This window comes from Rhodanobacter sp. DHB23, from assembly GCF_014842975.1.
Lineage (GTDB): Bacteria > Pseudomonadota > Gammaproteobacteria > Xanthomonadales > Rhodanobacteraceae > Rhodanobacter_A.
This window is the reverse complement of the sequence record NZ_JACYXK010000026.1, coordinates 261,226-281,076: the sequence shown is the minus strand read 5'-3', so window position 1 is coordinate 281,076 and position 19,851 is coordinate 261,226. Positions and strand designations below refer to the sequence as shown.

General features: G+C 69.0%; 18 protein-coding genes. 10 read left to right on the top strand and 8 right to left on the bottom strand.

All coding sequences use genetic code 11. The features are described 5' to 3' along the window. Positions 1–105: 105 nt before the first annotated feature. Positions 106–1,449, bottom strand: coding sequence for a tRNA (N6-isopentenyl adenosine(37)-C2)-methylthiotransferase MiaB (gene miaB, locus IHE47_RS09695; RefSeq protein WP_192105691.1), 1,344 nt, complete (start codon positions 1,447–1,449; stop codon positions 106–108). 194 nt (positions 1,450–1,643) lie between these two features. Here miaB and IHE47_RS09690 point away from each other — a divergent pair, with 194 nt between their 5' ends. Continuing rightward, the gene (locus IHE47_RS09690; protein WP_192105690.1) at positions 1,644–2,741 is read left to right on the top strand and encodes a lytic transglycosylase domain-containing protein; all 1,098 of its coding nucleotides are present in this window, start codon (positions 1,644–1,646) and stop codon (positions 2,739–2,741) included. 72 nt (positions 2,742–2,813) lie between these two features. Here the strand turns inward: IHE47_RS09690 and IHE47_RS09685 are convergent, their stop codons facing one another. Then, on the bottom strand, positions 2,814–4,028 hold the full coding sequence (locus IHE47_RS09685) for a trypsin-like peptidase domain-containing protein (RefSeq protein WP_192105689.1): 1,215 nt from the start codon (positions 4,026–4,028) through the stop codon (positions 2,814–2,816). 188 nt (positions 4,029–4,216) lie between these two features. Between IHE47_RS09685 and petA the strand changes: the two genes are divergently transcribed. The 5 genes from petA (at position 4,217) to IHE47_RS09660 (ending at position 8,014) form a co-directional block, all read left to right on the top strand. Beyond that, a complete protein-coding gene (petA, locus tag IHE47_RS09680) occupies positions 4,217–4,822 on the top strand; it encodes a ubiquinol-cytochrome c reductase iron-sulfur subunit (protein ID WP_192105688.1) in 606 nt (201 codons plus the stop codon). Then, positions 4,822–6,126: a cytochrome bc complex cytochrome b subunit gene (locus tag IHE47_RS09675; protein ID WP_192105687.1), complete on the top strand. Its 1,305-nt coding sequence runs from the start codon at positions 4,822–4,824 to the stop codon at positions 6,124–6,126. Before petA ends, IHE47_RS09675 begins: the two co-directional genes overlap by 1 nt. Further along, the gene (locus IHE47_RS09670; protein ID WP_192105686.1) at positions 6,119–6,868 is read left to right on the top strand and encodes a cytochrome c1; all 750 of its coding nucleotides are present in this window, start codon (positions 6,119–6,121) and stop codon (positions 6,866–6,868) included. The genes IHE47_RS09675 and IHE47_RS09670 overlap by 8 nt, the downstream gene beginning before the upstream one ends. 76 nt (positions 6,869–6,944) lie before the next feature. Then, positions 6,945–7,568: a glutathione S-transferase N-terminal domain-containing protein gene (locus IHE47_RS09665; RefSeq protein WP_192105685.1), complete on the top strand. Its 624-nt coding sequence runs from the start codon at positions 6,945–6,947 to the stop codon at positions 7,566–7,568. 20 nt (positions 7,569–7,588) lie between these two features. Then, positions 7,589–8,014, top strand: coding sequence for a ClpXP protease specificity-enhancing factor (locus IHE47_RS09660; RefSeq protein ID WP_192105729.1), 426 nt, complete (start codon positions 7,589–7,591; stop codon positions 8,012–8,014). A 31-nt stretch (positions 8,015–8,045) separates the two neighbouring features. On the opposite strand, the gene IHE47_RS09655 is transcribed toward IHE47_RS09660, so the two are convergent. The 4 genes from IHE47_RS09655 to IHE47_RS09640 all read right to left on the bottom strand — a co-directional run bounded on the left by IHE47_RS09655 (position 8,046) and on the right by IHE47_RS09640 (position 12,131). Continuing rightward, positions 8,046–8,516: a DUF3301 domain-containing protein gene (locus IHE47_RS09655; RefSeq protein ID WP_192105684.1), complete on the bottom strand. Its 471-nt coding sequence runs from the start codon at positions 8,514–8,516 to the stop codon at positions 8,046–8,048. Positions 8,517–8,621: 105 nt separating this feature from the next. Continuing rightward, positions 8,622–9,479 (bottom strand): carboxylating nicotinate-nucleotide diphosphorylase, encoded by an 858-nt coding sequence (nadC, locus tag IHE47_RS09650; RefSeq protein WP_192105683.1) that lies wholly within the window; start codon positions 9,477–9,479, stop codon positions 8,622–8,624. Then, a complete protein-coding gene (locus IHE47_RS09645) occupies positions 9,476–11,767 on the bottom strand; it encodes a DUF1631 domain-containing protein (protein ID WP_192105682.1) in 2,292 nt (763 codons plus the stop codon). Before IHE47_RS09645 ends, nadC begins: the two co-directional genes overlap by 4 nt. 91 nt (positions 11,768–11,858) lie before the next feature. Further along, a complete protein-coding gene (locus IHE47_RS09640; protein WP_192105681.1) occupies positions 11,859–12,131 on the bottom strand; it encodes a Trm112 family protein in 273 nt (90 codons plus the stop codon). Positions 12,132–12,191: 60 nt separating this feature from the next. Here IHE47_RS09640 and purE point away from each other — a divergent pair, with 60 nt between their 5' ends. After that, on the top strand, positions 12,192–12,695 hold the full coding sequence (gene purE, locus IHE47_RS09635) for a 5-(carboxyamino)imidazole ribonucleotide mutase (RefSeq protein ID WP_192105680.1): 504 nt from the start codon (positions 12,192–12,194) through the stop codon (positions 12,693–12,695). Further along, entirely contained in the window at positions 12,692–13,849 is a 1,158-nt protein-coding gene (locus IHE47_RS09630; RefSeq protein WP_192105679.1) for a 5-(carboxyamino)imidazole ribonucleotide synthase, read from the top strand. Before purE ends, IHE47_RS09630 begins: the two co-directional genes overlap by 4 nt. 279 nt (positions 13,850–14,128) lie before the next feature. Here the strand turns inward: IHE47_RS09630 and tsf are convergent, their stop codons facing one another. Continuing rightward, positions 14,129–15,007, bottom strand: coding sequence for a translation elongation factor Ts (gene tsf, locus IHE47_RS09625; RefSeq protein ID WP_192105678.1), 879 nt, complete (start codon positions 15,005–15,007; stop codon positions 14,129–14,131). A 104-nt stretch (positions 15,008–15,111) separates the two neighbouring features. Next, the gene (gene rpsB, locus IHE47_RS09620) at positions 15,112–15,987 is read right to left on the bottom strand and encodes a 30S ribosomal protein S2 (protein ID WP_192105677.1); all 876 of its coding nucleotides are present in this window, start codon (positions 15,985–15,987) and stop codon (positions 15,112–15,114) included. A 315-nt stretch (positions 15,988–16,302) separates the two neighbouring features. Between rpsB and map the strand changes: the two genes are divergently transcribed. Together map and glnD are read left to right on the top strand one after the other, a co-directional pair. Next, positions 16,303–17,067 (top strand): type I methionyl aminopeptidase, encoded by a 765-nt coding sequence (map, locus tag IHE47_RS09615; protein WP_192105676.1) that lies wholly within the window; start codon positions 16,303–16,305, stop codon positions 17,065–17,067. Positions 17,068–17,190: 123 nt separating this feature from the next. Then, on the top strand, positions 17,191–19,812 hold the full coding sequence (gene glnD / locus IHE47_RS09610; protein WP_192105675.1) for a [protein-PII] uridylyltransferase: 2,622 nt from the start codon (positions 17,191–17,193) through the stop codon (positions 19,810–19,812). The last annotated feature ends 39 nt before the right edge of the window (positions 19,813–19,851 follow it).

The following is a 19,851-nucleotide window of genomic DNA, read 5'->3' as shown; positions in this document are numbered from 1 at the left end:
TTGACTCCTCCCCCTGCTTGCAGGGGGAGGTTGGGAGGGGGTGTCTGGTGCTGGAAAAAGCGACCCCACCCCAACCCTCCCCAGCAGGCAGGGGAGGGGGTGAGATCAGGCAGCTTCCTCGGCCAGCGCGTGCACGCGGCCGCGCAGCGAGTTGGCCATGGCCTCGGTGACCAGCACGTCCACGAAGCGGCCGATCATGCGCGCGTCGCCGGGGAAGTTCACGTAGCGCATGTTCTCGGTGCGGCCGGCGAGTTCCTGCGGGTTCTTGGCGCTGGGCTTTTCCACCAGCACGCGCTGCACGGTGCCGACCATCGCCTCGTTGATCCGTTTCGCGTTGGCGTTGATCGTCGCCTGCAGGCGCTCCAGCCGCTGATGCTTCACCGCCATCGGGGTGTCGTCGGCGAGGCTGGCCGCCGGCGTGCCGGGGCGCGCGGAGAAGATGAAGCTGAAGCTCTGGTCGAAGCCGACGTCCTCGATCAGCTTCATGGTCTTGTCGAAATCCTCGTCGGTCTCGCCGGGGAAGCCCACGATGAAGTCGGACGACACGCAGATGTCCGGTCGCACCGCGCGCAGCTTGCGGATCTTCTGCTTGAACTCCAGCGCGGTGTAGCCGCGCTTCATCGCGCTGAGGATGCGGTCCGAGCCGGCCTGCACCGGCAGGTGCAGGAAGTTGGCGAGCTTGGGCACGCTGGCGTAGGCCTCGATCAGCGAGTCGGAGAACTCCAGCGGATGCGAGGTGGTGAAGCGGATACGGCCGATGCCGTCGATCTGCGCGATGGCATGGATCAGCACGGCGAGGTCGGCGATGCCGCCGTCGTGCATAGGGCCGCGGTAGGCGTTGACGTTCTGGCCCAGCAGGTTCACCTCGCGCACGCCTTGTTCCGCGAGCTGCGCCACTTCCACCAGCACGTCGTCGAACGGGCGGCTGATCTCGGTGCCGCGGGTGTAGGGCACCACGCAGTAGCTGCAGTATTTCGAGCAGCCTTCCATGATCGAGACGAAGGCAGTGGGGCCTTCGGCGCGCGGCTCGGGCAGCTTGTCGAACTTCTCGATCTCGGGGAAGGAGATGTCCACCTGCGGCTTGCCGCTTTCGCGGCGCGATTCGATCAGCGCGGGCAGGCGGTGCAGGGTCTGCGGGCCGAACACCAGGTCCACGAACGGTGCGCGCTTGATGATTGCCTCGCCCTCCTGCGACGCCACGCAGCCGCCCACGCCGATCAACACCGGCTTGCCGCCCTGCTTGTGCTCCTTCCAGCGGCCGAGCTGGCTGAACACCTTCTCCTGCGCCTTCTCGCGGATCGAGCAGGTGTTGACCAGGATCACGTCCGCCTCGGACTCGTCCTGGGTCAACTCCAGGCCGTGCGAGGCCTTGAGCACGTCGGCCATCTTGGCCGAGTCGTACTCGTTCATCTGGCAGCCGTGGGTCTTGATGAAAAGCTTGCCGCTCATGGTGCTGGTTACCGTGGTTGCGCGAGGCGCGGCGCGGGCTGCGCCGAACCGCGCATTTTACGCCGGCCAGCCGGTGTCCGCCATCGAGCGGGCTTGCCGGATCAGGGACTTGGGACGATCCCGTGCGCGGGCGTGGCGCACGGAACGATGCGGCCGCCCTTGGCGCCGGGGGCGCGCGGCGGCACACTGCCGCCATGTTCGACGCCGCGCGCCACAGGGGGAATGCCGGTCGCTCCGGCGCGGGTTCCCCGTCCACCCATTCGGTCCTTGCCCGGATCGCGTTCGGCTGCGCGTTGCTGGCCGCCGCGTTGTGGTGGCCGCAGGCACGGGCCGGCACCCTGTATCGCTGCACCGGCGCCAGCGGCGAGGCCGTGTTCACGGGCAGCACGGCGGGCTACCGGGATTGCCACAAGCTGGGCGATTACGCCGCGCCGGCGCGGCGGCAAGCCCCGGTTTCGCTGAAGGACGTGCGGGGCGTGGTGGTGGGCAGCCGCTCGCAGGCCGAGGTCGCCGCCGCCTTGCTGGCGACGGTCAAGGGCGGCGTGTTCACCACCGCGAACGCCCCGGCGGACGATGCGTTGCCGCTGGCCTCGGCGGTGCCGGTGGACCTGCGCGGACACTGGACCTATCGCCAGGCGAGCGACGGGGTCGCCGTCTTGCCCGGCGTGCCGGCCGCCACCGCGCCGGGCGACCGCGTGCTGCGTGGCGCGGTGTATCGCATCGCACGCGCCGACGGCAGCGTGGAATACACCAACATCCCGCCGGCCGGCCGCGCCGCGCAGACGGCGAAGATGCTGTTCACCTACATCGCCACCTGCTTCGCCTGCAACCTGCACTCGAACATCCACTGGGGCAGCGTGCCGCTCGACCTCACCGACTACGCCGATGCGATCCGCGCGGCCAGCGTGGAATACGGGGTGGACGAGGCCTTCATCCGCGCGATCATCCATGCCGAGAGCGCGTTCAATCCGCGTGCGATGTCGCTCAAGGGCGCGCAGGGACTGATGCAGTTGATGCCGGGCACCGCCGGCGACATGGGCGTGCTCGATGCGTTCGACAGCGGCCAGAACATCCGCGGCGGCGCGCGCTACCTCGCCCTGCTGCTGCGCGACTTCAATGGCGACGAGCACCTGGCCGCCGCGGCCTACAACGCCGGGCCTGGCGCGGTGCAGAAGTACAACGGCGTGCCGCCGTATGCGGAGACCCAGGTCTACGTGGAGCGCGTGGACACCTTGCGCAAGCGTTACGCGGTGGCACTGCATCCGCCGCTGGCAGTGGCCCAGCGGGGGTGATGGCTGGTCCGGGGTGGCGCAGGAGCGGCTTCAACCGCGGCTCGCGCCACGCGATCGCGGCTGAAGCCGCTACTACTCGTCGCTGGCGGTGGAGGTGTCCACGCTCATCGGCGGGCGCTCGGTCAGCTTGGCCGTGACGTGGAACGGACTGCCGTTGCGCAGGCCCGAGATCTCCACGCTGGTGCCGGGCTTGATCGCGGATTCGCGCCGGCGCAGGTCGGCCGGGTCGCGGATGTCGTCGTCGCCGATGCGCAGCAGGATGTCGTGCGGCTGGATGCCGGCCAGCGCGGCGGGGCTTCCCGGGTAGACGTCGGTCACCGAAGCGCCGCGCGCCGCAGCGGGCAAGCCGCCGTTGGCGGCCACCGGCACGAAGCTGTAGTCCGCGCCCAGCCAGCCGCGCACCACGTGGCCGGTGGCGACGATCTGGTCCAGCACGTTCTTGGCGGTGTCCGCCGGGATGGCGAAGCCGATGTTCTTGGTACTGGTGTTCCGGTTGATCAGCAGGGTGTTGATGCCCACCAGCTGGCCTTCGACGTTGACCAGCGCGCCGCCGGAATTGCCGGGGTTGATCGCCGCGTCGGTCTGGATGAAGTCCTCGGCGCTGGAGGCGTTCAACTGGCGGCCCATCGCGCTGAAGTCCTCGGCGCTGGAGACGTTCAACTGGCGGCCCACCGCGCTGACGATGCCCATCGACACGGTCTGGTTGAGGCCCAGCGGGTTGCCGATCGCCAGCACCACGTCGCCGGGGCGCGGCTTCTGTTCGGCGAGCTGGATCACCGGCAGGTTGCCGGCGTCGATCTTGAGCACCGCGAGGTCGGTCTCCTCGTCCGAGCCGACCACGTGGGCCTGCGCCACCCGGCCGTCGTACAGCAGCACCTGGATGTCGGTGGCATGCGAGATCACGTGGTAGTTGGTGAGCACGTAGCCCTGCGCGCTGACGATCACGCCCGAGCCCAGGGTCTGCTCGCGGCGTGCGTAGGTGGTGAGCGTGCCGCCGAGCATCTGCTGCAGGACGGGGTTGTCGTACATCTTGATCGCCGGCGCGTTGACGATCTTGTTGACGTAGATGTTCACCACCGATGGCGCCGCGGCGGCGACGGCATCGGCATACGAGGCCGGCGCGGGGGCGGCGGCCTGCGCGTTGGCCGCGGTGGCGCCGGGAAGATGCAATCGCGTGCGCAGGCGCTGGCCGCTGCTCGGCCAGAACAGGCCGATCACGAAGGCCGCGGCGAGGCCGACGACGACACAGCGGGCGAGGAAGGCGAGCGTGCCGGCGGCATGTTTCATGTCGTGCTACGGGTCCGTGACGGGCGGGCTGGCGGTAGGTTAGGCTTGCGACGGCAGGAGCGTCGAATAGCCGCAGCCCTTTTATTGTACGGTGTAGGGGCTGACGCTAGACTAACGCGATTCACAGGGGTTCCAATCTGATTGCTGGGCGCGAGCCCTTCTTGACGCAGCAAGTACCGGAGAGCCTGATGGCGAACGAAGTCGTCGATCATGGCCGCCGCCGGTTTCTCACGTCAGCCACCGCGGTGGTCGGTGGCGTGGGGATCGTGTCGGCAGCCGTGCCCTTCATCAAGTCGTGGGAACCCAGCGCGCGAGCCAAGGCCGCAGGGGCTCCGGTCACCCAATCCCTGAAGAAGATCGAATCCGGCCAGCAGTTGATCGTCGCCTGGCGCAGCCTGCCGGTGTTCATCGTCAACCGCACGCCGGACCAGCTGGCGACGCTGCCGAAGCAGGATCCGCGCCTCGTCGATCCCAAGTCCGACGGTTCCTCCGCCGACCAGCAGCCGAAGTACGCGCAGAACGGCACGCGCTCGATCAAGCCCGAATGGCTGGTGATGGTCGGCATCTGCACCCACCTTGGCTGCGTGCCGAACTACGTGGGCGAGATCAAGCCCGAGCCGTTCGACCCGGACTGGCAGGGCGGCTACTACTGCCCCTGCCACCACTCGCGCTACGACCTGGCCGGCCGCGTCTACCAGGGCGTGCCCGCGCCGAAGAACATGCAGATTCCGCCGTACCACTTCGTCGACGACACGACCGTGCAGATCGGCGTGGACCCGAAGGAGGGCGCGTGATGGCCAACGTATTCGCAAGCATCGGCGACTGGGTCAACGAGCGTGCGCCGGGCCTGATGCCCGTGTACCGCAAGCACATGACCGAGTACTACGCGCCGAAGAACTTCAACCTCTGGTACTACTTCGGTTCGCTCGCCTTGCTGGTGCTGGTCAACCAGATCGTCACCGGCATCTTCCTCACGATGAACTACGACCCGAGCGCGGCCGGCGCGTTCGACTCGGTGCAGTACATCATGCGCGACGTGGAGTGGGGCTGGCTGATCCGCTACATGCACACCACCGGCGCCTCGCTGTTCTTCGTGGTGGTGTTCCTGCACATGTTCCGCGGCATCATGTACGGCTCGTTCAAGAAGCCGCGCGAGCTGGTGTGGCTGCTCGGCATGCTGATCTTCCTGGTGCTGATGGCCGAGGCCTTCATGGGCTACGTGCTGCCGTGGGGCAACATGTCGTTCTGGGGCGCCAAGGTGATCGTGTCGCTGTTCGGCACCATCCCGAAGATCGGTCCTGCCCTGCAGGAGTGGATCATGGGCGACTTCCTGCCCGCCGACGCCACGCTCAACCGCTTCTTCGCGCTGCACGTGATCGCGCTGCCGATCGTGCTGCTGCTGCTGGTGGTGCTGCACCTGGCCGCGCTGCACGAGGTGGGTTCCAACAACCCGGACGGCGTGGACGTCAAGCACGGCCCCAAGGGCAACCGCTGGGACGCGCTGAAGCCGGCCGACGGCATCCCGTTCCACCCGTACTACACGGTGAAGGACCTGGTCGGCGTGGGCTTCTTCCTGCTGATCGCCGCCTTCATCATCTTCTTCGCGCCGACCTTCGGCGGCTGGTTCCTGGAGCACGACAACTCGATCGCGGCCAACAACCTGGTCACCCCCGCGCAGATCAAGCCGGTGTGGTACTTCACCGCCTTCTACGCCATCGTGCGCATGATCCCCTCGGCGTTCGGCACCGCGGTGTGGGGCGTGATCGGCATGTTCGGCTCGATCGCGCTGCTGTTCGCGCTGCCGTGGATCGACGCGGGTCCGGTCAAGTCGATCCGCTACCGCGGTACCGGCTACAAGGTGGCGCTCACGATCTTCGTGGTCGCGTTCCTGTGCCTGATGGCGATCGGCATGGACCTCACCGACGAATACTTCCCGAAGCTGTTCGGTGCCGGCATCGACATCACGCTGTGGGACAACGTCTTCGGCCGCATCATGACGCTGACCTACTTCGGCTTCTTCGTGTTCCTGTGGCTGTACACACACCTCGGCTGGGAAAAGACCAAGCCGGTTCCGGAGCGGGTGACGACGCATGACTAAGCCGACACTCCTGAAGCGACTCTTCCCCGCGTTCGCGCTGTCCCTGGGCCTGCTGCTGGCCGGCCAGCCGGCGGCGCACGCCGAGGACGACGGGCAGTTGATGGCGTCCGGCGCCAACATCCGCGACCAGGCCTCGCTGCAACGCGGCGCCAGGCTGTTCTTCAACTACTGCGTGGGCTGCCACTCGCTGAAGTACCTGCGCTACTCGCGCATGGCCGACGACCTCGGCCTGACCGAACAGCAGGTGATGCAGAACCTCGACTTCACCGGCGCCAAGTTCGACGACCCGGTGATCTCGCACATGCCGGCGGAAGATGCGGCCAAGTGGTTCGGCAAGGCACCGCCCGACCTCTCGCTGGAGGTCAGTGCAAAGGGTGCCGACTACATCTACACCTACCTCAACACCTTCTACCTCGACCCGAAGAGCCCGATCGGCTGGAACAACACCACGTTGCCGAACGCGGCGATGCCGTTCCCGCTGTGGGAGCTGCAGGGCGAGCAGACGGCGGTGACCAGGCCCGGTTCCGACGAGGTGGAGAAGCTGGAACTGGCCCACCCGGGCAAGCTGACCCCCGGCGAATACCAGCAGGCCACGCGTGACCTGGTGAATTTCCTGGAGTACGTTTCGGAGCCGGCCGCCTTGCAGCGGCACCACTATGGCGTCTGGGTGCTGTTGTTCCTGGCGCTGTTCACCCTGCTGGCCTACCTGCTCAAGAAGGAATACTGGAAAGACGTCCACTGACTTCCGGCAGCAACGCCCATCGAATGCGGCAGCCAGGGGCTGCCGCATTCGCGCAACCGCAACAGGAATACCGCGCATGGTTCCAAGCGCCCGCTCGCGCAACGCACTTACCCTCTACACCACGGCCGACGACGTCCAGTGTCATCGCGCCCGGCTGGTGCTGGCCGCCAAGGGCGTCAGCTACGAGCGCGTGCTGGTCGATCCGGGCAAGCCGCCGGAGGACCTGCTCGACCTCAACCCCTACGGCAGCACGCCCACCCTGGTGGATCGCGACCTGACCCTGTACGACGCCGGCGTGGTGTGCGAGTACCTCGACGAACGCTACCCGCATCCGCCGCTGATGCCGATCGACCCGCTTTCCCGGGCCCGGCTGCGCGTCGCCGCGGTGCGCATCGAGAAGGACTGGCTGGCCGAGGTGGATGTCATCCGTGCCGGTGGCCGTACCGCCGAGCCGGCGCGCAAGCGCCTGCGCGCGCACCTGCTGGCCGCGTTGCCGCTGTTCAAGGCGTCCAGGTTCTTCCTCAATCCAGAGATGAGCCTGGCCGACTGCCTGGTGGCGCCGGTGGTGTGGCGCCTGCCTTGGCTGGGCGTGGACCTGGGCCGCGAGGGCAAGCCGATCATGGATTACGGCGAACGCCTGTTCCACAGCCAGGGTTTTGCGCGCAGCATGACCGAGCAAGAAAAGGCCATGCGACCCTGATGAACGAAGCAGTGCAACCGATGACGTCCAACCGCCCCTACCTGCTGCGGGCGATCTACGACTGGATCAGCGACAACGGCCTGACCCCGTACCTGCTGATCGATGCCACCGGCGAAGGCGTGCGCGTGCCGCCGCAGGTGATCAAGAACGGCCAGGTGGTGCTCAACATCGCGATGCGCGCGGTGGCGAACCTGGAACTGGGCAACGACTGGATCGGCTTCTCCGCGCGCTTCTCCGGCGTGAGCCACGTGGTGCGCATCCCGGTGGGTTCGGTGCTGGCGCTGTACGCGCAGGAGAACGGGCAGGGGATGATGTTCCCGACCGACGAGGAAGGCGGCGACGCGCCGCCGCCCGCACCGGCGCCCGACGAACCGCCGTCCGGCCAGGGCGGTAGCGGCGACGACAAGCCCAAGCGCGGCGCCCCCTTCCTGCGCGTCATCAAGTAGGAGCGGCTTCAGCCGCGATCCACCCACGCTCCTAGTGCAGCGTATCGCCGCCCCCGGAACGCCGACGTGGCCGCAGCGGTATCACGTTGCCGCCGGACGCGGGTCCGTCATGCTGGTCGGCTGGCGGCTCGACCGGCGCGCGTCGTGGCTCCATGCCGGCGATCCGATCCGGTAGCGGGGATTCCGGTGGCGCGAGCACCACCGTAGGCAGCCGCAGCTCGCTGAGCGTATCGCCCAGCATCCACAGCGAAGCCTGTTCGCGATCCGCGCCGTCGATGCTCACTTCGAAGCCGTAGCAGCGCTCCAGCCGCAGGCGGCCGGCCACGCGACGCAGCCGCAGCGCGCGCAGGCCCACGGATTCGTCCAGCATCTGCAGGCCGTAGCGCTCGCATTGCTGGCGGGCCTCGCTGGCCGCGCGGTCGCGCGCGGCGCTCAGCTTCAGCCACGCGGCTATCGCGGCGACCAGCGCCAGCAGTATCAGCAGGTCACGGATGTTGCCCATGCCGGCAGTGTGTGGGCGGGCAGGGCGGTGCGCAAGTCAGCTCTGGTCCTTGCGATCATCCCTGATCGCAGAGATCAAACGGGCGGCCATCCCTGGCCGCACTTTTCAAACCACGCGCAGGCGCAGCGAAAGATCGACCGCGTGGACGTGCTTGGTCAGCGCGCCTACCGAGATGAAGTCGACGCCGGTGCGGGCGTAGCTGCCGATGGTGTCGAGGTCGACGTTGCCGGACACCTCCAGCGGCACGCGCCCGGCGGTGAGCCGCACGGCCTCGTGCATCAGCGGCACGTCGAAGTTGTCGAGCATGATGCGGTCCACGCCGGCGGCGAGTGCCTGCTGCAGTTCGTCGAGGTTCTCCACTTCGACTTCGAGCAGCAGGCCGGGATGCAGGCGGCGTGCCGCCATCACGGCCGGGGCGATGCCGCCGGCGGCAATGATGTGATTCTCCTTGACCAGGATCGCGTCGTACAGGCCGATGCGGTGGTTGTGGCCGCCGCCGCAGCGCACGGCGTACTTCTGCGCCAGGCGCAGGCCCGGCACGGTCTTGCGCGTGTCGAGCACGCGCGTGCCGGTGCCGGCCACGGCCGCCACGTAGGCAGCCGTGGCAGTGGCCGTGCCGGACAGCAACTGCAGGAAGTTCAGTGCCGAACGCTCGGCGCTGACCAGCGAACGGGCGTGGCCGGACAACCGGCAGAGCACCGTGCCGGGGGGTACGCGTGCTCCGTCGCGGACCTGCCAGTGGATTTGCACGGCGGGGTCCAGCTGCCTGAAGCAGGCGTCGAACCATGGCACGCCGGCGATCACCGCGTCGTCGCGGCAGGTGAGCGCGGCTTCGGCCACGGCATCGGCCGGCAGCAGGTCGGCGGTGGCGTCGCCCTTGCCGAGATCCTCGGCAAAGGCGCGCTCCACGTCGGCGATGATCAGTTCGGGGCCGGGTGGGTCGAACGGGAACGCGGGGCTCATCCTGCATCCGTGCCGTTGCTGGGCGCGTCGGACTGGCGCAGGCGGCTGACGATGGCGCTCATCGCGCGGTCGAACAGCGCATTGGTGGCCAGCACCTGGGCGTGGCCGCTGGCCAGCAGCACGGCCAGTTCCTGCGGCGAGTAATCCGCCACCTTCAGCCCGCGCCGGTTGACGAAGAGGTAGCGGCCGCTCATCGGGCTGATCCACGACAGCTTGGCGCGCACCATGGGCTCGTCGGGCAACTGGAACTCCAGCCATACGCCGGGCTGCAGCGCCTCCACCTGCTTCCACTCGGAACTGTCGGTGTCGACCGGCACGCTTTCCTCGGGCAACTCCTCCGGTTCGGCGTGCTGCTCGACGATGGGCTGGATGCTTTCCGGGATCGCGGCGACGGGAGCCGCTTCGGCGACGGCTGGCGTCACGGGAGCGGGATGGCGCGCCGGCTCGCCCAGCTGCTGGCCGTACCAGTCGCGCAGCTGGGCCAGCAGGCGCTCGATGTCCTGCGGCTGGAAGGCCACGTTGGCCAGGCCCTGGCGCAGCGCGCGTTCGATGCCCGGCAGCAGCTGGCGCAGCTGCTGGCGCGAAGCGGCGTCCGGCATCGGACGCGTGCTGGCGATGAAGTCGTCGACGAAGCGCAGGGCGTCGCGGAATTCGCCCGACTCCTCGCCCTGGCGCAGCAGCAGCAGCACCAGGTGGTTGGCCCAGGCGCGGGCCAGCACCTCGTGCACCAGCGGCGGCAGCTTGCGGCCGTCGATGCGCTCGACGATCTCGCGGGCGGCGCGGCGGCGAGCCTGCTCCAGCTTCTCGCGGCCGCGGGTGGACTCGGCCACGCGCTGCTCGGCCAGTTCGGAGCGGCGCCGGTTGGTTTCGATGAACTGCTGCAGGTCCAGCAGCAGGCGCTCGAAGATGCCGAGGTCGTCGTCGAACTCGTGCAGCAACTGGTCGACGATGCCCTTCATCTTGTCGTGCAGGCGGTTGTCGCGGTCGGACTCCGGCGACCAGCCCTTGGCCTGCTCGGCCAGCGCGTCGAGCAGGCGGCGTGCCGGGTGCTGACGATGCGCGAACAGCTTGCGGTCGAGGATCGCCGCCTTGAGGTAGGGAATCTGCAGCCGCGCCAGCAGCGCCTGCATCTCGGGCGGCAGGGTGTGGTCGTCGAGGATGAACTCGAACAGCATGCCGACCAGGTCGATGGTGTCCTCGTCGATGCCGGCGACGTGGCTGGGCCGCGCGCCGCGCAGCGCCCCGAGCTGGCCAAGCAGCTGTTCCTTGAGCTGCGAGACGGCCTCGCGGTCGAAGTTGCCGGTGCCGTCCACCATGGATGGCGACTGCTGGACGCTGCCGGCCGCCAACTGGGTCTGCAGCACGCTGAGCGCGCCCAGCAGCTCGTTGGCGGACGGGGGCGGCCCGCCAGCATTGCCGGCACGGGCCGTTGCGGGCGTTTCGCCGCCGCGCCGGGCGACGAACAGGTTGTGCAGGGTCTGCAGCAGTTCGACGGCGGCGGGGTCGGTCACCTCGTCCGCGCTGGCTCCGGTTGTCGCGGTCGCCGATGTCGTTGGCGCGGCGGTGCGCGACGCGCCGCCGCCGCGTGGCGCGGCGACGCGCAGTTGCGGCAGCACGCCGGCACGCGCCAGTGTCTCGTTCGCCTCGGCGTACAGTTCTTCCAGCGTGGACAGCACGTAGCGGTCGAACAGCTTGTAGATGAGCAGCTTGACGCGCATGTCCGCGGCAAGCTCCTTCAGCGCCAGGCGGAAGGCCTGCGACAGCGCCGACGGGGCGATCGGGTTGCTGGCATCCTCGATCTTGCGGCCGCCGCAGATCACCGAGAGGCGCTGGTTGATCGCGAACAGGTCGCGCGCCAACCGGCTCTCGTGCTTGCTGCCCATGCTGGTGATCGCCAGCGACTCCTCCAGTTCGGCGTCGGCCACCAGCGAAAGTTCGGCCATCGCGGGAGCCGCGGACGCGGCGGGCGTCGTCGCGGCGCGCCCGGCCAGGGCGCCCAGCTCGCGGTTCACCATGGCGAGGAAGCTGCGCTCGACCGCCGGCCGGCGCTTGCGCACCTCGCGCATGCCGTCGAAATAATGCGTCTGGGTGGCGTTGTTCTCGGCCTTCTCGGCGATGTCGAACAGCGCGTCGTCGACATGCTCGAACAGGTTGCCGAGGCACTGCTGCAGCCGCTTGCCGGCGATGCCACGCACGGCATTGAGCAGCTCGCCTACGCGCTCGCCCGTGGTGGCGTCGAGGCGTGACGCCAGCGGCACGATCTTTGGCGGTTCGAAGGCATCGGTCATGGCCATACCGGGAGTCTGTCGTTGGCGTGGAGGTGTCTTGCAGGCGGGCCGCCGGTCCGTCGGCGAGGGTTCATGGCGCGGGGGGCTGGCCTCAGGCGGCGGTCGGGAAATCGTGCAACTGGAGGGTGGCGATGCCTTCTTCCGGCAGCATCACGGGGATGCCGTCGGCCACCCGGTAGACCAGCTTGCGGTCGATCGTGATCAGGCCTTCGGCCAGGCGTTCATCCACGGCATGGCCGGCCGTCGTCAGCACGGCGCCGGTCGCGATGGCGCCATTGAGCGCGTCCAGCTCGGTGCGGCCGAGCAGGCGCAGCGGCGTCTTGCTGACGGGGCAGCACAGGATGTCGAGCAGGTGCTTGTCCATGGGCGAAATCGTTGCGGAACCGGAAAGCCCGTACAATAACCCCTTTTGGACGGCCGAACCATGACAGCAACGACGGAAACGCCGCGGGTGGGCGTGGTAATGGGCTCGCGTTCGGACTGGGAAACCATGGAGCACGCCGCCGCGGTGCTGACCGAGCTGGGCGTGGCGCACGAGGTGCAGGTGGTGTCCGCCCACCGCACGCCGGACCTGCTGTTCCGCTACGCCGAACAGGCGGCCGGACGCGGCATCCAGGTGATCGTGGCCGGCGCCGGCGGTGCCGCCCACCTGCCGGGCATGCTGGCGGCCAAGACCCGGCTGCCGGTATTCGGCGTGCCGGTGCAGTCCAAGGCGTTGAACGGCATGGATTCCCTGCTTTCCATCGCACAGATGCCGGCCGGCATCCCGGTGGGCACGCTGGCGATCGGCCGCGCCGGCGCGGTGAACGCGGGCCTGCTCGCCGCCGCGGTGCTGGCGCTGCACGATTCCCGCCTTGCGCAGGCGCTGGAACACTGGCGCGCCAGGCAGACGCAGGCCGTGCTCGACCAGCCGGATCCGCGCACATGAGCGAGTCGCGGCAGCCTGTGCTGGGCATCCTGGGTGGCGGCCAGCTGGCACGCATGCTGGCGCTGGCGGCTGCGCCGCTGGGCGTGAACAGCCTGGTGGTGGACAGCGCCGCCGATGCCTGCGCGGGCCAGGTGGCGCCGCTGGTCAGGGCGGACTGGACCGACTATGCCGCGCTGGAGGAATTCGCGCGCAAGGTCGACGTGGTCACCTTCGATTTCGAGAACGTGCCGGCCGAGACGGCGCAGTGGCTGGCCGGGCGCGTGGCGGTGTTCCCGAACCCGCGGGCGCTGGCGGTGGCGCAGGATCGCCTCGCCGAGAAAACCCTGTTCCGCGAGTGCGGCCTGGCCACGCCCGAATTCATGGCGGTGGGCGACCGCGCCGGCCTCGACCGTGCGCTGGCCGCGGTGGGCGCGCCGGCCATCCTCAAGACTCGTCGGCTGGGCTACGACGGCAAGGGCCAGTTCCGCCTGAAGTCGCTGGCCGATGCCGACGCGGCCTGGGCCGCGCTGGGTGCGCAGGCAGAGAAACACGGATTGATCCTGGAGGCCTTCGTGCCGTTCCAGCGCGAGCTGTCGGTGCTGGCGGTGCGTGGCCGCGACGGCGATTTCCGCACCTGGCCGCTGACCCGCAACTGGCACGTGGACGGCGTGCTGTCGATGAGCCTGGCGCCGGCGCCTGACATCGATGCGTTGCAGCCGCGCGCCACCGCGTTGGCGCGTACGCTGGCCGAGCGGCTGGACTACGTGGGCGTGTTCGCGCTGGAACTGTTCGTGAAGGACGGCGAGCTGCTTGGCAACGAGATGGCGCCGCGCGTGCACAACTCCGGCCACTGGACCATCGAGGGCGCACACACCAGCCAGTTCGAGAACCACGTGCGTGCCGTGCTCGGCCTGCCGCTGGGCGATACCGGCGCACGCGGGCAGTCGGCGATGTTCAACTGGATCGGCGAGCTGCCCGATCCGGCGCCGGTGTTGCGCGGCATCGATGCGCACTGGCACGACTACGGCAAGTCGGCGCGCGTCGGCCGCAAGGTGGGGCATGCCACGGTGTGCGCGCCGGATGCGAAGCAACTGGCGCAGCGGCTGGAGACCCTTGGGCGCGAGTTGAATCGCGAGGCGCAGGTGGCGCCGACGGTGGAAGCGTTGCGCGGATGAATTGTAGGAGCGCACCCTGTGCGCGAATGCCCTTGCTCTGATCCTGCATCAAAGCCATCGCGCACAGGGTGCGCTCCTGCGCAAGGCAAGCGAAAAAGCCGCGGTTTCCCGCGGCTTTTTCGTATCTGGCATTTGGAGGATCGAGGCAAGAGCGTTCGTGCCTGATGGTCAAAAAAGGGGCTCCTGCCCCTTTTTTGACTCGCCTGATCCGCAGGGCGAATCAGGCTCCGCTGCGCGTGCGCCCATCCATGGGCGGCGCGAAGCGCGTGAGCGCGCTCCTCAGCCCTGCATCGCCTTGGCGACTTCGGCCAGGTAGTCTTCCTGCACCTTCTCGATGCCTTCGCCCACGGCCAGGCGCACCACCGCGATCACGTCCGCGCCTTCCTTCTTCAGCGCGTCGCCCACGGTGACGTTGGTGTCCAGCACGTAGGGCTGGCCGACCAGGGTGACCTCGGAAACGATCTTGTTGATCTTGCCCGAGACGATCTTCTCCAGGATGTCGGCCGGCTTGTTCTTTTCCTTGTCCGACATCGCGGCCAGCGCGATTTCCTTTTCCTTGGCGATGAAGTCGGCGGGGACGTCCTCGGCCTTCACGTAGGGCGGGTTCATTGCTGCCACGTGCATGGCGATGCCCTTGGCCAGCTCGTCCGAGCCGCCCTTGAGCGCCACGATCACGCCGATCTTGCCGCCGTGCGAGTAGGTGGCCAGCGGGCCGTCGTTCTCGACGCGCGCCGCGCGGCGCACTTCGATCTTTTCGCCGATGGTCGCGGTCTGCGCCTTGGCGGCTTCCTCGATGCTGGTGGCGCCCGGGAACGCGGCGGCCTTCACGGCGTCGATGTCACCGGCGCTGGCCTGCAGGGCGGCCTCGGCGACGGCGTTGGTGAACTCGATGAAGTTCGGCGCCTTGGCGACGAAGTCGGTCTCGCTGTTGACCTCGACCAGCACGGCCTTGCCGTTGGCCTGGGCGGCGGTGACGCGACCTTCGGCGGCGATGCGGTCGGCCTTCTTCTCGGCCTTGACCATGCCGGTCTTGCGCAGCCACTCCATCGCGGCGTCGATGTCGCCGTTGTTCTCGACCAGCGCCTTCTTGCACTCCATCATGCCGGCGCCGGAACGCTCGCGCAGTTCCTTCACGAGTTGGGCGGAGATATTGCTCATCGGTATTCCTCGAATGCTTGAGGCGTCGTGACGGATCGCGCCACGACGCCGGGATGGGCCTTGTCGTTGTCACTGTGACGGCGGTTGCCCGCCGTCACATCGCCTTACTTGGCGTCGCGCGGGGCGCGGCCTTCGCGGCCACCGTCACGGCGCGGTGCACCGGCGCCCTTGCGGGGGGCGGCGTCACGCTCGCGGCGCGGGGCGGGCTTGCGCTCGCTGCGCTCGGCCTTCGCGACCGGGTTGCCTTCCTCGTCCAGCTCGACGAACTCGTCGGCGTCGCCCTGGGCAGCAGCCGGCGCGGCAGCCTTGCCTTCCAGGATCGAATCGGCGGCGGCGCGGGCGTACAGCTGGATCGCGCGGATCGCGTCGTCGTTGCCGGGGATCGCGTAATCCACCAGCTCCGGGTTGTAGTTGGTGTCGACCACCGCCACCACCGGGATGCCCAGCTTGCGGGCTTCCTGCACGGCGATGTCTTCGTGGCCGATGTCGATCACGAACAGCGCGTCGGGCAGGCGATTCATGTTCTTGATGCCGCCCAGCGAGTTCTGCAGCTTCTCGCGCTCGCGACGGCGGGCCAGCACTTCGTGCTTGACCAGCTTCTCGAAGCTGCCGTCGGTCTCGGCCGCTTCCAGCTCCTTGAGCTTGGCCACCGATTGCTTCACGGTGCGGAAGTTGGTGAGCATGCCGCCCAGCCAGCGCGCGGTGACGAAGGGCATGCCGGCGCGCGAGGCTTCCTCGGCCAGCGCCTCGCGGGCGGAGCGCTTGGTGCCCACGAACAGGATGGTGCCGCGCTTCTGCGCCAGACCCGACAGGAAGTTCATCGCGTCGGTGAACAGCGGCAGGGTCTTCTCGAGGTTGATGATGTGGATCTTGCCGCGGGCGCCGAAGATGTACGGACCCATCTTCGGATTCCAGTAACGGGTCTGGTGACCGAAATGCACGCCGGCTTCGAGCATTTCGCGCATGGTGACTTGAGCCATGGTGTAACTCCTTAACATTGGGCCTTTTCATGTGGCCCGGGGGTTGGGACCTCCACGCATCCCCGGCTTCGACCGCGGCAGCGAACGCTGCGCGCGGCACCCCGAAGAACGGTGCCGATGCGTGTGTGGCGTTGGGTTTGGGATGCTGCCGCGGCGCGGTTACAATCCCGTTTCGCCTTGCAGTGCGCGCCGCCCGAAAAGCTCGAGGACGGCCTGCAAAACTGTGAGATTGTAGCCGGTACGCCGGCGCGGCGGCAAGCTGCCTGCTGGGGCCGGGTTGATCGGCCGGGTACTGCCGCCATCTGGGTTCCCCATATGGCCATCACGTTGAAATCCCCGAAAGACCTCGAAGGCATGCGCGAGGCCGGCAAGCTGGCCGCCGAGGTGCTGGCGATGCTCAAGGAGCACGTCAAGCCCGGCGTCACCACCGAGGAGCTGGACCGGCTGGCCTACGAGCACATCGTCAACGTGCAGCAGGCGGTGCCGGCCAACGTGGGCTACCACGGCTTCCCGAAGACGCTGTGCACCTCGGTCAACCACGTGATCTGCCACGGCATCCCCAGCCCGGGCAAGGTGCTGAAGGACGGCGACATCGTCAACCTCGACGTCACCGTGATCAAGGACGGCTGGCACGGCGACACCAGCCGCATGTACTTCGTGGGCACGCCCTCGGTGCTGGCCAGGCGGCTGGTGGAGACCGCCCACGAGGCGATGATGCGCGGCATCCGCGCGGTGCGTCCCGGCGCCACGCTGGGCGACGTCGGCCATGCGATCCAGCAGCATGCCGAGGCGGCCGGCTTCTCCATCGTGCGCGAGTACTGCGGCCACGGCATCGGCAAGGTCTACCACGACGAGCCGCAGGTGCTGCACTACGGCAAGCCCGGCACCGGCGTGGAGCTGAAGGAAGGCATGACCTTCACCGTCGAGCCGATGGTCAACGCCGGCAAGCCGCAGACCAAGCAGCTGCCCGACGGCTGGACCGTGGTCACCAAGGACCATTCGCTCTCCGCGCAGTGGGAGCACACCATCGCGGTCACAGCCGACGGCTTCGAGATCCTCACGCCCTGGCCGGATGCCTGAAGAGCCGGGATCCGGGAGTAGGGATTCGGGATTCGTAGAGGGCGGCGGTGTCGCCAGTGTGCGGCATGTGATCGATGCGGCGTGGCAGACTGGCAGTTCCTTCCCGTCGCCCCGAATCCGCCGATGAGCGTTGCGCTTCCTCCCTTGCCGCGCCTGCCGCAGGCCGTGCCGCGCTCGGGCGTGTCCGTCGATGCGCGGCGCGCGCTGCGGCAGTTGCTGGGTGACGTGGGGCGCGACCTGGCCACGGCTTTCCGCGATGGGGCGGACGCCAGCGTGCTGGCGCGCCGGCGCGCCGAGGCGGTGGCGCGCATCGTCGTGCACGTGTGGATGGCCTGCCTGGGCGAGGTGAGCGGCGCGGCACTGTTCGCGGTGGGCGGCTTCGGCCGCGGCATGCTGTTCCCGCATTCCGACGTGGACCTGCTGGTGCTGGCCGAGCGCCCCGAGCCGGCACGCCTGCGTGCGCTGGAGCAGTGCTTCGCCACGCTGTGGGACGTGGGCCTCAAGGTGGGCCACGCGGTGCGCGCGCCGGCGCAGTGCCGCGCCCTGGCCGCCGAGGACGCCAGCGTGTTCACCAGCCTGCTCGATGCGCAGTGGATGGCGGGCGATGCGGCCCTGGAAGCCACGCTGCGCGCCATCGTGGACGATCCTGCGCTGTGGCCGCCGCGCGACTACCTCGCCGCGCGCCTGGCCGAGCGCGATGCCCGGCACGCGCGCCACAACGACACTTCCAGCAACCTCGAGCCCAACCTCAAGGACGGCCCCGGCGGCTTGCGCACGCTGGATTCGCTGCGCTGGCTGGGCCGCCGGCTGGCGCATGCCGGCGGCTTCGAGGCGATGCAGGACGCGGGCCTGCTCGATCCCGCCGAGCGCGCCAGCCTGTGCGACGCCGAAACCACGCTGCGGCGCTATCGCTGGGCCTTGCACCAGGAGGCGGGCCGGCCGGAAGAGCGCCTGCTGTTCGACTACCAGCGCGCACTGGCGGTACGGCTGGGCTTCGAGGACGAGCACGAGAAGAACCTCGGCGTCGAGCAGTTCATGCAGGGCTACTACCGCGCGGCCAGCCAGGTGGAGCGGCTGGGCGTGCAGATCGCCGAGCGCTTCGTCGAACTGCTGGAGCCGGCGGGCGAGGCGAAGCCGGTGGGCGAGGACTTCGTGCGCCACGGCACGCGGCTGGCGGCGCGCGATCCCGAACTGTTCACGCGGCGGCCGGCGGCGCTGGTGGAAATCTTCATCGCGAGGCTGGACGAGCCGGGTCTGATCGGCTTCTCCGCCGACACCATGCGGCGCATCCACCAGGCCACTGCGCAGCACGACGGCAGGCTGGCCGACGATCCCGCGGTGCTGGCGGCCTTCCTGCGCCTGCTCAGGCGCGGCGCGCCGGCGGTGGACGCGCTGTGGCGGATGAACCGGCACGGCCTGCTCGCCGCGATCCTGCCGGCGTTCGGCAAGGTGTTCGGGCGCATGCAGTACGACCTGTTCCACGTCTATACGGTGGACGAGCACACGCTGCGCGTGCTGCGCCAGATGGCGCGCTTCGCCGATCCCGATGCACGCCGCGAATTCCCCGTCGCCTGCGACGTCTGGGCCAGCCTGGGTCAGCCGGAGCTGATGCTGCTGGCCGGCCTGTTCCACGACATCGCCAAGGGCCGCGGCGGCGACCATTCCGTACTGGGCGAGGACGACGCGCGCGCGTTCTGCGCCAGGCTGGGCCTGCCCGCTGCCGACGGCGAGCGGGTGGCGTGGCTGGTGCGCTGGCACCTCCTGATGAGCACCACCGCGCAGCGGCAGGACATCACCGATCCCGAGGTGGTGCGCAAGTTCACCGACGCCGTGGGCGACCGCGAGCGGCTGGGACGGCTCTACCTGCTCACCGTGGCCGACATCATCGGCACCAGCCCGAAGCTGTGGAACGGCTGGAAGGACCGCCTGCTGGCCGACCTCTACGCGGCCGCGCGGCAGGCGTTGCGCAGCGATACGCGGCCGGGCCACGACGCCGCGGCACGCATCGACGCCTGCCGCGCGCAGGCGCTGATCCTGCTGCAGGACGAGGGCATCGCAGCGGCGACGGCCGAGCGCGCGTGGGGCGTGTTCCCGGCATCCAGTTTCCTGCGCCATCGCCCGGAACAGATCGCCTGGCAGACCGCGGCGATCGTGCGCGCGGACGGCGCGTGGCCGCTGGTCGCCGTGCACCCGCTGTCGGTGCGCGGCAGCACCGAGCTGTTCGTCTGCACGCCCGACCGCGACGGCCTGTTCGCCAGCGTCACCGCGATGCTGGACCGGCTGCACTTCTCGGTGGTGGAAGCGCGCATCCTCGGTTCCAGCGCCGGCATGGCGATGGACACCTTCCTGCTGCTGGAGGCGGACGGCCAGCAACCGGCCAACGCGGACCGCGCGGAAGAACTGCGCCAGCGCATGCATCGCGCGCTGGCGCAGGGCGGGCAGATCCTGCCGCCCCGGCGCAGCATGTCGCGCCAGCTGAAGCACTTCCAGATGCCGCCGCGCATCGACTTCCGGCAGGACGGCGGCCGCACGCGCATGGCCCTGGTATGCAGCGACCGCCCGGGCCTGCTGGCCGCGGTGGCGCAGGTGCTGGTGGCCTGCGACGTGCGCGTGCACGATGCCCGCATCGCCACCTTCGGCGAGCGCGTGGAGGATTTCTTCCAGCTCACCGACCGCCATGACGCGCCGCTGGACGAAGCACGGCAACAGGGATTGCGGCAGGCGTTGCTGGAACGGCTGGGCTAGGCGCCGGCGCGCGGCGCAGGTACGCCACCGCGGCAAGCC